General features: G+C 67.7%; 9 protein-coding genes. 3 read left to right on the top strand and 6 right to left on the bottom strand.

Annotation, left to right across the window (positions count from 1 at the left end; translation table 11 throughout):
• Positions 1 to 67: 67 nt before the first annotated feature.
• Both tap and tpg read left to right on the top strand, forming a co-directional pair.
• On the top strand, positions 68 to 2,245 hold the full coding sequence (gene tap, locus ACFY3C_RS42465; RefSeq protein ID WP_390774708.1) for a telomere-associated protein Tap: 2,178 nt from the start codon (positions 68 to 70) through the stop codon (positions 2,243 to 2,245).
• 6 nt (positions 2,246 to 2,251) lie between these two features.
• Positions 2,252 to 2,806 (top strand): telomere-protecting terminal protein Tpg, encoded by a 555-nt coding sequence (gene tpg, locus ACFY3C_RS42470; protein WP_390774709.1) that lies wholly within the window; start codon positions 2,252 to 2,254, stop codon positions 2,804 to 2,806.
• Between the two features lie 46 nt (positions 2,807 to 2,852).
• Here the strand turns inward: tpg and ACFY3C_RS42475 are convergent, their stop codons facing one another.
• Genes ACFY3C_RS42475 through ACFY3C_RS42490 form a run of 4 tightly spaced genes read right to left on the bottom strand, consistent with a single transcriptional unit; the run spans position 2,853 to position 8,692 of the window.
• Entirely contained in the window at positions 2,853 to 4,706 is a 1,854-nt protein-coding gene (locus ACFY3C_RS42475) for a TniQ family protein (protein ID WP_390774710.1), read from the bottom strand.
• A complete protein-coding gene (locus ACFY3C_RS42480) occupies positions 4,703 to 5,956 on the bottom strand; it encodes a TniB family NTP-binding protein (RefSeq protein ID WP_390774711.1) in 1,254 nt (417 codons plus the stop codon). Before ACFY3C_RS42480 ends, ACFY3C_RS42475 begins: the two co-directional genes overlap by 4 nt.
• A complete protein-coding gene (locus ACFY3C_RS42485; RefSeq protein ID WP_390774712.1) occupies positions 5,953 to 8,001 on the bottom strand; it encodes a transposase in 2,049 nt (682 codons plus the stop codon). The genes ACFY3C_RS42480 and ACFY3C_RS42485 overlap by 4 nt, the downstream gene beginning before the upstream one ends.
• On the bottom strand, positions 7,994 to 8,692 hold the full coding sequence (locus ACFY3C_RS42490; RefSeq protein ID WP_390774713.1) for a TnsA-like heteromeric transposase endonuclease subunit: 699 nt from the start codon (positions 8,690 to 8,692) through the stop codon (positions 7,994 to 7,996). The genes ACFY3C_RS42485 and ACFY3C_RS42490 overlap by 8 nt, the downstream gene beginning before the upstream one ends.
• Positions 8,693 to 8,978: 286 nt before the next feature.
• On the opposite strand from ACFY3C_RS42490, the gene ACFY3C_RS42495 reads away from it, so the two are divergent.
• Positions 8,979 to 10,181 carry a hypothetical protein gene (locus ACFY3C_RS42495; RefSeq protein ID WP_390774714.1) on the top strand — a complete coding sequence of 401 codons (1,203 nt, stop codon included), beginning with the start codon at positions 8,979 to 8,981 and terminating at the stop codon, positions 10,179 to 10,181.
• Here the strand turns inward: ACFY3C_RS42495 and ACFY3C_RS42500 are convergent.
• Both ACFY3C_RS42500 and ACFY3C_RS42505 read right to left on the bottom strand, forming a co-directional pair.
• On the bottom strand, positions 10,161 to 10,691 hold the full coding sequence (locus ACFY3C_RS42500) for a hypothetical protein (protein ID WP_390774715.1): 531 nt from the start codon (positions 10,689 to 10,691) through the stop codon (positions 10,161 to 10,163). The genes ACFY3C_RS42495 and ACFY3C_RS42500 overlap by 21 nt on opposite strands.
• Before the next feature lie 519 nt (positions 10,692 to 11,210).
• Positions 11,211 to 11,684, bottom strand: a complete 474-nt coding sequence (locus ACFY3C_RS42505; protein ID WP_390774716.1) for a hypothetical protein — start codon at positions 11,682 to 11,684, stop codon at positions 11,211 to 11,213.
• Positions 11,685 to 11,700: the final 16 nt, after the last annotated feature.

Below are 11,700 nucleotides of genomic sequence, written 5' to 3' on the forward strand. Positions count from 1 at the left end.
AATCCAAGGATAAACTGAACGCAAATCCATGGATAAGTTGTGGTAGGGTTTGTGGTGGAGGTGGAGCATGCCGACGGAAGATGAGCTGTTCGCCGCCGTGGAGGCGCTGCTCGCCGGGGAGCCGGAGATGCCTGAGCCTGCCGAGCGGGCACGGCTACGCGAGGCCGCTGGGGTCACCCAGGCCCGGCTCGCGCAGGTGTTGCAGACGACGACGCAGACGGTGAAGAACTGGGAGGCCGGCCGCGCCGAGCCGCGCCCCCCGCGCCGCCAGGCCTATCGGCGGCTCCTCGACGGATGGGCAGAGCGGTTCCCCGCCGACCCCGGCTCTGCCACGCCCGTGCCGTTCACCGGCCGGACGACCCCAGCGGAAACACAGACCCTGTCTACGGGGCAGGCGCCCCAACGCGCGGCCATCGTGGAGGACACCCAGTCCCGCGTAGCCGCCGTTCCCGCGCCAGCCGCCGCGTCGCGTCCGGCGCGCACCGCCAGGACGTCGTCGACGTCCCGGCGCCCCGGCGCGAAGAAGGCAGCCCCCGCCAGCACCCCGGTGGGCGGAGCCGACCCGCGCTTCGAGAACGGCCCGCTGGCGGTCGTCGACGTCGAAGACCACCAGGTGCTGGCGTACTGCACGGGTGGCCTGGTTCTGGACGTGCCCGCGAAGAGCATCCAGGCCCTGGTGGACTGGACCCTGAAGGAGGCGAAGCTCGGGCAGCCGAAGCTGTCCGGCCCGGGTAAGGACGCTGACCCGCTGCTGGTGTTGACCGAGGCGGCGTGCGAGCACTACGGCCTGCCGGCCGCCCTCACCGACGAAGAGCGCCTGGCCGGGCGCCTGCCGGAGGACCACAAGGTCATCAAGCAGCTGGCGCGCGCGGACTGGAAGTTGACCGGGCGCGGGTTCGGACCGTGGGCGCGGATCTACCGCCCGGCGCAGGGCGCGCAGCGCAACTGCGTGCAGCTGTGCATCCCGTCGTGGAACGCGCTCGACACCCGACACTGGGCCGACGCCGCACAGCTTCCGCCGGCCGAACTCGCCCAGTTGCTCGGGACGTACGCGTCCCGGGTGATGACGCCACGCGGGTCGACGGCCGTGACCGGCCTGGAGCTGATGACCGCCTTCCACCCGCCGACCCGCGCATCCGAGCCGGACGAGAACGGCAACCGGCACAGCGAGCACAACCCCGGCAGCCTGGGCAAGGACCCGGTCGATCCGGCGCCGTGCGAGGTTCCTGACGGGCACCCCCTGCTGTCGGACATGCCGCGCTTCCACCGCCGCACCCCGGCGGAGGTCCTGGTGGAGGAGGCGTATGACTGGGCGCGTCCGCTCACCGACGCCGAATGCACCAAGCGGTTCCTGGTCGGCATCGACGTCAACATGGCCTTCGCCGCGGCCGCCAACCGGCTCACCGTCGGCCTTTCCGCCCCCGTCCACGTCCACCGGCCGCTCTTCGACCCGAAGCTGCCCGGCTCGTGGCTGGTCGACCTCTCCCATATCCGCCTCGACGAGCGTCTGCCCAGCCCGTTCACCCCGCACGGCGAACGCCCCACCGGTCCGGCCTGGTATGCCACCCCGACGGTCGCCTACGCGGTCGAACTCGGCTACCCCGTCACCCCTCTTGAGGCCTACCTGCGCTACGAGCACGGCCCCTACCTGGACGCCTGGTACACCCGGCTGCGCGACGCCTACGTCGCCACGATGGCCGACCTCGGCATCACCCCTGGCATGCCGGCGGAGCAGTTCCTGGCCGCGATGGCCGGACACCAGCACACCGACCCCGTCCTCGCCGCCGTGCTCAGCGCCATCAAGGCCACCGTCAAGGGCGGCCTCGGCAAACTGCGCGAGCGGGCCCGCAGCGGCGGCTGGCGGCCGGGCGAGCCCTGGCCCGCGCTCGCCCGCCCGACCTGGCGCCCCGACATCCGCGCCGCGGTCATCGCAGGCGCCCGTATCAACATGCACCGCAAGATGCTCAAGCTCGCCACCCACGCGGACCTGTACCCGGTCGCGATCCTCTCCGACTGCGCCGTGTACGCCGCCGACGGCCCCAGCCCGCTCGACTTCCTGCCCTACCGGGACGGCAAGCCCCTGCCCGGCACCTTCCGGCTCGGTGTCTCGCCCGGGATGGTCAAACACGAGGGCACCCAGAGTGTGCTGTGGGCCGAGGGCCTGCTCGAGGAGCACGGTCCGGACGTGAACCTCGCCCGGCACATCAAAACCGGCATCGTCGCCGGCCAGGACGAGGGGGAGTAGACCCCGATGGGCCTCATCGCCGACAGCCTCGACAAGGCCGACGCCGCGCACTTCACCCGCCCGGTGCCGAAGTCGGCTCAAAAGCAGATGCAGTTCCTGGTCAAACAGACCAAGGGCACCAAGGGTGCAGCCGACCTGCTCGGCGTCACCCAGCGCACCGTCGAGCGGTACCTCACCGGACAGCTCAAGCAGCCCCGCCGCCACCTCGCGGACCGGCTCGCCGACGAGGTCCGCAAACGGTGGCAGCCCCGGGTCCGCGACCGGGCCAGGAAGCAGGCCGCGACGACCGGGGGCATCATCATCGACACCCGGGCACGCTTCGGATTCACCGCCGCCCCCGGCACGACCGACGACCCGCGGCTACGGCCCATCACCCAGGGCCTTCCTCCCGTCTACGCAGCACGGCTCTTCGACGCCCACGCCGCCGGAGCCACCGAGGAGCAGCTCCAGAGCATCGTGGCCGAAGGACTCCAGGACATCTACTTCAAGGACCGCGGCCGGCGCGCGCAGGGCCTGTTGGTGGACTTCACCGACATCGATTACGTCGACGTCGATTACTGATTGAACCCTCAGGTCGTGAGCGGTGAGCCGGCTGTGACTGAGCGCTTCAGTTGGCGAGTGAGTGCGCGAGTTGGCGAGTTGAGCGGCTTGCGTCGACGGCTCGGGTGAGCTGGGCGGCGTAGGCGTCGAGAAGCGGCTTCATCTGCTGGTAGAAGGGCACCTTGTTCTGCCGGATCCAGTGTCCGATGGTGAACCGGTCCTGGCTCCATGCTGCGTCGAGCTCGGGATCGTTTCGGGCTTCGGCCGGTTGTGGGGCGAATTGGGTCTCGCCGTGGGTGACTTGGGTCCAGATGTAGGCCGTGGCGGCGAGGCGTGCGCGGTCGTCGGAGAGGTAGCGGGGGCTGGGCCGGCGTTCCAGCTGGTCGGCGATCTGGTGCCATGCATCTGGTGGCAGCGCCCAGTCGGCGAGAAGGGTGCGTCGGTGCCGGTAGTCGATCAGTGGTGAGGAGGCGAGCTCTGCGGCGATCGCGTCCAAGGCTCGTTCGTATGCCTCCGGGGTGCCCTGCCGGCGGGCCCATCTGGCGATGGGCCCGCCCAGACCCTTTCCATCGATGCCGAGTCCGAGGAACTCGGCGGCGTCGACGATGGTCTTCCCGAGGGCTCGTCGGACGAGGAAGGCGGAGGTGGTGCGCCGCAGGACCGGCATGCTGAAGGCGACGGTGAAGTCGCCGAGGTGGCGTTCGGCCCACTCGAGGGAGAGGAACGCCGGAACGTGCTGGGGGCGGTAGTCGAGGCCGCGTTGGGGCAACCGGCTGCCGCCCCTGCCGCTTCGTCGGTGCGTGGAGACCAGATACTCAGCGGCGTCTCGGAATCGTTGGGAACAGTCGTCCCGATAGCGGCGGAACGCGGTGTCCCAGCTGCGGTGACGTTTCGGGGCGATGCCGCTGCGGGTGCGGTTCTCGATCGGTGCCAGGGGAGCCAGTGCGGTCTGCAGGTCGGTGGCCGACAGGATGGCGTCGGCGGCAAGGAGGATGCTCGCGCAGGCCCGAGCGTCCTGGGGCGGCGTGCTGACATGGATGGAGCGTGAGGGGTCCTGACGGGCGGCCAGAACCTGATCAGTGCAGCGGGTGTCGACGTCCGGTGTGGTGGGACGGGCCCTGGGCCAGGTGATCATGACGAGCCCGCTGACCATCTGGAGGTCCGTGAAGTACTCGCTGGCCGTCGCCGCCGGGGTGTCGGGGCTGAGCATGGCGGTGATGTTCTTCTGCAGTGTGGAGAGCGCCTCGGGCAAGGGCTCCGCCGGTCCGAGCGGCTGCTGGTCGAGGCGGGCTCCGCAGAGCTGCGAGGCCCGTTGTGTGCGGCGGGACCCGTGGGTGAGAGGTGATCGACACTGGGCGGGGTGGAGTCCGGCGATGGTCGGGCGGGCGATCAGCTGTCCGGGGCGGTCGGTGAGCGGTCGCTGGCATTCGGGACAGAGGTGTTCGAGGAAGCGCTGGTGGTGCTCGCAGGCGAAGATGACGGGCAGTCTCCAGTCGGTCTTCCAGGGGCCGCCGTGGTCCGTCTGCAGCGGCGTCCCATCGCTGGCGAGGCAGTCGGGGCAGTAGCGGGCTGCTGCGGGGAAGAGCCAGTCCAGTGCGGGGACGCGCTTGCCGGCGCGGACGACATCGAGGCTCTGGGCGATAGGTGGGTAGCGGGGCGCGAGCGGCAGCAGGGTCAGAGCCGTGGCCTCGGCTGCGGTGAGCCGGGTGGCGGTCTGGAAGTCGTTCATCCGCGCGGCTGGCAGTTCGAGGGAGAGGGCGGTGCGGGTGATGGCCTGGGTGTTGGGCTGGTACTCGGCCAGGCCGGTGCGTCGCAGGACCGTGTCCGGGGCGACATCGAGCCGGTGGGCGAGCCGCATCACGTAGCCGGCCAGCAGTTCGCCGGGCAGCGGGTCCAGGCTCCTGGGCAGCGGTGTGATCATCGAACGCCTTCCTGGGCCGTGCCGAGGGGGCCGCGGTCATCGAAGACGGTGTTGCGGCCGCGGCGGGGCTTGCGCCGGGCGGGCTTGTCAGGGACGGCGGGGACTTCGCCGGCGCCGGCGTCACGCCGGTCGCTGTCGCGCAGGTCGATGGCGATGCCCTCAAGAAGTTCTTCGTCCAGGCGCTCGCGGCCGGAGTCGATGGCCTCGCGGCAGCCGTCCTCGATCAGCCGTTCCAGGAGGCCGACGACACCGTTGGTGCGGTGGTAGAGGTACTCGGGCATCGTGCCCTCGGTGAGCATGCCAGGGACCGCGTCCAGGAGCCGCAGGCCGCTCTGGACGCCGTGCAGGTGCTGGACCCAGGCGGTGATCTGCGGTGCGGTGTCGTAGTGGAAACGGTCCAGCTCGATCAGGTCGAAACGCCGTTCGGTCTGAGTGGCCTCCAGCCCGTGGGCTTTGGCGTGCCGGGAGGGCGGGAGCTGCCACTGGCCGGTGGCCGGGTCGTGGCGCCCTTCGCGCAGCAGTCCGGAGCCCGGGATGTCGACGCCGACCAGGACCAGGGTGACGTTCATGCTCATGAAGGCGCGGATCAGGTCGAGGGTGTCCTGGTCGTCGGCCCGGTGCATGCGAAGCCTCGTGATGTCGTCCAGGATCAGGACCTTGGTGCCGTGGTCCCGCAGTGACGCGGCGACCTGGCGGATCAGGTCGGGCAGGTCCATGCGGGGGCCGAGCGGTGCGTCGAAGAAGTTCAGGATCGCCTTGCAGGTGCTCTTCGGCTTCGCGGTCACCGGGGTCTGGACGTAGGCGACCGGGATGTGCAGGTCGCGGCTGCCGGGGCGGGCGTCGGGGTTGAGGTAGTCGTTGAGAGCGAGCCACCGTTCCTGGAAGGCGGCGGCGATCTCGCAGACGCATTCGGTCTTGCCCTGGTAGCCGCCGCCGGAGACCATCACCCCGGCTCGTGTGGTGGGCTTGAGCTTCAGTGCGTTGGTCTCGATGCGGCCGCTGAGGAGTTTCTCCACCGCCCGGCTCATCGGGGTGTCGAGCAGTTGTAGGTTCGCGTGGGTGGCCGTGCGGTGCAGGTTGTGCAGCATCTTCTTGCGCCGGCTCAGCTGTCCGAAGGCCGCGCGGTCCATCACCGGAGCCGGGACGAACAGTTTGCGGGTGCGACACCAGTGCTGCCAGCCAGCCGCGGTGTCGCGGGCCGGTGTGGGGCCGGTCAGGACGAACGGCAGCGTCTCCATCTCGCCTGTCACTGCGGTCCTTCCTGTACCGGTTGAGAAACAGAACCGGCCTCGTCGTCGGCGTCGGGCAGCGTGAAAAGCGAGTGCTCGCGCAGGCCGTCGCCGAGGCGGGGCGGTGAGACGAGCGGAGCGGCGACCGCGGCCTCGCGTCGGCGGCGCCGTTCCGCGTCGACGGCCTGCTGGTTTTGGCGGATGAGCTCGGCCGGCTGCGGCGCGACGGCCGGCGGCGTCAGGCTGGCGGGCGCCCTCCGGTCGCGTTCGGCGGCCCGTGCGCGGGCGACTTCGCGGGCCCGTTCTGTCCGCTCGGCCTTGGTCATCTGACTCGGCCAGGAGTCCACCGGGGAGCGGGCGCCGATCAAGTCGAGCAGGACGGGCAGGAGTTCGGTGTCGTCGCGGGGCGTCAGCCCGGCCCGGGCGGCCTCGCGCAGGACCTGCTGGACTCGCGCGTCGGAGAACGCGAGGACGTCCTCGCCGGTGGGCAGTCCGTTCCAGGGCAGGGTGTGCCACTGCCCGGCGAGCTCGATGAACGCCTGCCGGCAGTCGCGGGGGTCGCGGTGCACGACCCATTTGTCCCGGTGCCGGCCGCTGCGAGGGGAGGGAAACAACCTGAGTTCGCCCAGGACGGGGTCGTCGCCGCCATACCAAAGTCCGCCGATCTTGACCCCGCGACGGCCGTGGATCTTGACGAAGTGCGCGGGCAGAAGGCGGTGGTAGAGGCTCGCGTCCGGGATCTGCAGAGCGATCCCGTCGCGGGCCGCCGCCGTGGCGAACAGGGTGTTCGGGCTGTGCCGACCGCCGGGGTCCCAGGCGGGCGCATACTGGTCCAACCTGCGGTTTTGCCAGATCCTCACGATCCAGGTAGCCAGCAGATGCTCCATCTCATCCAGGGTCCAGACCGCGTCTCCCTCCGGGTCGGCACCCCGGTCGGCGACATCCCGCCCGCGGTAGCCGAGAAGCAGTTCCAGCAGCAGCGACTGGATTCCCAAGAACGCGCGTTCGCAGGCCGCCTTGTCCTGAGCTCGCATCGCCCTCGCCGGCAGCACCACCGTCCCCAGCGTGCGGGCGACCTGCACCAGATGGTGGTTCCTGTAGACGCTGCCGTGATCGCTGGTCACCGTCTCGGGCGCGAAGAACGGCCGTCCGGCGACCGGATGGCCGGCGAACTCGGTGACCAGCGCGGCCGGGACACCGGGGTAGTGCCATTCCATGTCAGGCGTCCAGTCCGGGCGCATCGGCAGCGGCAGCATCACGTCCCGCAGCAGCATGGCCACCTCGATGGAGGAGTCCGATTCCGGGGTGAGCCGGAAGGCGACCAGGGAGTGCGTGAACGCGTCCAGTCCGAGGGAGAGATCGACGGTGATCGGCTCACCGAACACGTCGTCGCGCAGCTTCACCGGGAACGGCGTGGTGTCCAGCACCACCACCTGGCCGGGACGGGTGATCGTCACGGTAGAACCGCCGGTGTCCACCGCCGCGGCTGAGCGGAGGTAGCGCTGACGTCCGCTCTCGGGCCCGAACCACTCCTTCCAGACCTTCAACAGCGTCGTGTAGTGCGGGATCTTCTTCTCCGCCTCCGTGCCGAACTTCTCCCGCACGAACTGGTGGATCATCCGTTCCTTGGTCTTCATCCCGACCCGGGAACGGTGCAGACACTCCGCGTGGACCGCGTGAATCGCCTCCGCCACCTGCAACGTGATCTTGTGGTGCCCCCGCAGCACGGGGGTGAGACGGCCGTCCGCCAGCCCCATGATTCCCTGCTCAAGCCAGGCTGCAGACCACCGTTGCAGCGTGCGCTCGCTGACCTGCCCCAGACCCAGCTGACGGGCGTCGTCCGGGTGCAGAGCCTTCAGCTCGGCCACTTTGGCGAGCCGCCGCTCGGTCAGCGTGGTCCGCTCCGGGTCGTACTCGGGCCGGGGCTCACCCTCCTGGGGCCAGTGCCGGCTGCCGCTGCGGAAGCCGCTCTCGGCCTCCAGGAAGTGGGCCACCCTCAGCCGGAGCCGCCTCTGGTCATCGTCCTTCAGGTCCTCGAACCGGGCGGGCTGCTGCTTGTCATCCATCACGGCCTCCCGCCGGATAGACCCAGGTCGCATCCCCGAACGGCAGAGTCAGGTCGACGGCCATCTGCCGGCGCCAAAGGAGATGGACCGCGTGCGTGCGGGCCACCGCCGGAACGTGCGTCTGATCCACCAGCTCGGCGAACCGCCACGGACGTCGGCCAACCGCAGTCAGCAGCTGCCGCTCAAGCCCGAGCGGATCGGCCATCGGGCGGCGCCGCACCGACAACGCGTCGATCCCCGCCAGCACCTGCCGGCGCCAGCCGGTCACCACCATGTAGCGCCAGCCCGCGGCGGCCGCCGCCTGCGCTGCCGCCGCGAACCGCACCTCGTCCTCCTCGCCGATCAGGCCCCCGGGACGCACGTCCACCAGCCACGAGGCTCCCGCCGCGAGCACGAGGAAGTCCGGAATGTGTGAGCCCTTGCCCTGCGAGGAGGAAAACCGCAGACGGAACGGCTGTGACAGCACCTCGTCGAACCCGCCGACGAAGTCCAGGACCAGAAGCAGCCAGCGTTCGGCCAGACTCTCGAAGCCGTGCTGCCTGCCGGTCGTCACCAGGCACTCCAGCCCGGGCCGGTGACGCTGACCGGTCCGCCAGGCAAACCGCCGAACCGGCACCGACGCCATCGCCGGCCCTGCCGACAGGTCCTTCACCGGGACGATGACCTCGGACTTGCCGGTCTTCCACGTCACCGTCCACGTACGCGGCCATCCCGGCCCCAGGTCAAGGCACTCGGTGGCCCGCTCGGGCAGCGCGTACGGCAGCGCGAGGTCCTCCAGGCGGCAGGCGTGGGACCACACCGGACCTGCCGGAACATCGACGACCTGTACGTGACCCATGGCGAGAGCACACCGCAGAGCACGAGCCGTGCGTATGGGAAATGCCGATCCAGCGTCAGAGCCAGACTCTGTCGGTATCCTACCCAGCCAACACTTGGGTGACTGGCAAACTGAAATGCTGTCGCAACATACTTAGCCCATGGAGAGGAACTTGAGGTTACACTCACGAAAGAAAACCCGGAAGATCGCCAGGATCCTCCTCAAGATACTTTCCCTCTATCTGCGGGGGCTGACCCTAGATAGGGCAAGAAAGAATTCTTGCTGCTTCGTAGCCCTGCTTACCCTTGCTTCGCCCATCATTTACCTCTTCACTGGCGTCAATGCATTCTCCTCCCCTCCCGATTGGCTCATCCTGGGCATTGCCATTTCGATGATTATTATTGGATTCTTACGCGTCGAATGGATCGCCTACGAGCTGGAAAGATTGGCGCGCAGGCTGGACGCGGAGCACCTTGATTGCCCTTCGGATGTCGAGGGAAGTTTCGTCCTCTACCTGCGCACCTTTGGGACGGATCGGAAATCGGCGAGATTCCAGTACAGCAAATATGATTTAGAAGAGGAACGTATTGCATACACGGAGGAGGAGCTGCTCTGCCTAACCATGGAACGGGCTTATGGTCAAGTTGTCGCCCTCGGGCAGCCCGGGGAAGTATTGTCGCAAGCTGGCGCAAAGCGTATGTACGCTTCAGATGAACACTGGCGTGACTGGGTCGCAGAACTCGCATCCAGGGCATCGCTGGTCATGATTCAGGTAAATGAAGGGAAACACACCAAATGGGAGCTTGAGCATGCCGCCAAGCATCTCCCGCGAGAGCAGGTTGTCCTCCTCGTATCACGCAAGATTCACGAGTACGACTTCCTCCAGGACGTTTTCGGCTACTTCGCAACCTCACCTAGCTTGACCGTAGCGTATGAGAAACACATCGCCGCGGTTCTAAAGCCTCAAGCTCACCAGCGTGGCGATATCGCGGAGCAGGAGGAATACTTCTCGGTGATTTGCTTCGATGGTGCGGGAGTCGCTTTTCATGACTCTGTGAGGTGGGAAAAGAAACGGCCTGCCAGAGAGCAGAATTTGGTGACGGCTCTTGCGTTGCACACACTGTTCCGCTTGAATCACCTACCCCTTTGGGCATCGCTGACGAGGGGGTTAGGGAACCTGGCATGTTGTCGCCGCCCCTTGACGAAACCCCACTCGCGCATGTACTGCACAAGAACCGATGAGCAGTGCCTGGCGGAAAGTGCCAAAATACTGCAATGGAACTCCACCTGGCCTCAGTTTCGTCTCGATTCATGCTGCCCAGATTGCCTCAGGGAAAGGCGCTTAAGCGACGGATCCAAGTAGGTGCTGTTGCTGATTCTTCAGGCGAATGTAAGAGTCGTGAACATAACTGGTGAAATCATCCCCAGGGTGTGCAATCAAGGCGCGGCGGTTTACCCCTTCCGCTTCCTCCATGATTGCAACTTCCAGAGAAAGGACATGGGCGCAGAAATCAACCAGAGGCTTCGGGGTCTCCGTTTCAATAATCAGGTCTGCATGCTCGACAACTAGGTCACGTATGCGTCGATTGGTGGGCATGAGTGCCTGATCACGCCATCGCAGCCACTCGCTTGTCCCCGCCTCTGGGTTCCGCTCATCTCGCCCCGGGAGGATCGTTGCACGCAATGCCTCCCAAATCTGCTCATTTGCGTCAACTAGAGTGTTTAGTGGTCCATATAGGTCTCGCAGTTGGCTATTGATGCGTGCGAGGCGTGCCTGCCGACGTTCTTGTCGGATTTGGGAGTACTGGCTTAGCAGGAAGGCAAGCACTGCAACAACGATGCTCGCGCTGGCTGTGATGATGGCAGCTGTCACACCCCGAGTGTGTCCCAACTTCCTTGGTTTCGGGGCCGTAGCCGGACGACGAGGCGGTTCCTCACCTGCTGGGGCGACAACCGAGGGAGGGTACAAGGTCTGCGGGCTGGACGATCCTTCGCTGCCGTACGCGCTACCCGCCTCGTGCTCAACTCGCCAAATCAAGTGCTCAGTCACACCGGCGGACCGGCGCTGTGTGTGCAAGCAACAGCAGGGACCGGCCTGTCGCGCGTCTGAGCACGCGGACCACGTGAATCCTTGTGGGTGAGAGTGGCGAGCAAGGCACGGGCGCGTGGCCCAGCTGTGAAGGGACCTCAGGCCAGGCTGTGAACTGCTGGGTGCTGCCGCCCCTTGCCGTTGCCTGCCCACCAGGCGGCCCACTGCCTTCGCTGGCCCGCCTGATCCATCTGTTCTGCTGCGGCGGCCGAGTGGTGGCGGAGAGCCCTCGAGCCCCTCGGGTGTGATGGGCGCGGCGCAGGAGACCGGGGCGCCCTGGCCGGCAGCTGCATGCCGACCGGGTCAGGCGGCGCCGAGTTGGGGGGTGTGCCGCTGCTGCATGGTTCCGAACACCTCGTCGAATACGAGGGAGCGTCTCGTGGGCACCAGGTGGTAGGGGGAGCCTGAGCCGGCGGCGGGTTGCGGACCTGTGCGGCCCAGCATGAGGACGTCCAGGGGAGTGAGGACGTCGAGGTTGTCGAAGACGTAGCAGATCGGCAGCTGCGTCCATGCGGCGAGCTGGAGGTGCGCCATGACGGCAGCCCGCTCCACCGCATGGCGATGGGTGATGCGGCTGGTCATGCGGCTCTTGCAGTCGATCAGAAACACCTGCCGGTCCTTGGCGGCCACTAGATCGGGTGTCCAGCGCAGTGAACTCTCGGTGCCCCGCAGGGCGACTCGCACCGCTTCGGTCAGCACGCCCTGGCCCCAGGGGCTGACGTCCCATCCGCGCAGGGCGAGTTCCTCGGCGACGCGCCTTTCGTGTGCGTCGCCCACGGCCTTCCTTTGCTGA

The organism is Streptomyces sp. NPDC001410, assembly GCF_042895235.1.
Classification (GTDB): domain Bacteria; phylum Actinomycetota; class Actinomycetes; order Streptomycetales; family Streptomycetaceae; genus Streptomyces.

What these genes read in the sequence shown, in the direction of transcription:
- ACFY3C_RS42485 (WP_390774712.1), bottom strand. Translation starts at nt 8,001, where the DNA reads ATGGATGACAAGCAGCAGCCCGCCCGGTTCGAGGACCTGAAGGACGAT.
- tap (WP_390774708.1), top strand. Translation starts at nt 68, where the DNA reads ATGCCGACGGAAGATGAGCTGTTCGCCGCCGTGGAGGCGCTGCTCGCC.
- ACFY3C_RS42495 (WP_390774714.1), top strand. Translation starts at nt 8,979, where the DNA reads ATGGAGAGGAACTTGAGGTTACACTCACGAAAGAAAACCCGGAAGATC.
- tpg (WP_390774709.1), top strand. Translation starts at nt 2,252, where the DNA reads ATGGGCCTCATCGCCGACAGCCTCGACAAGGCCGACGCCGCGCACTTC.
- ACFY3C_RS42475 (WP_390774710.1), bottom strand. Translation starts at nt 4,706, where the DNA reads ATGATCACACCGCTGCCCAGGAGCCTGGACCCGCTGCCCGGCGAACTG.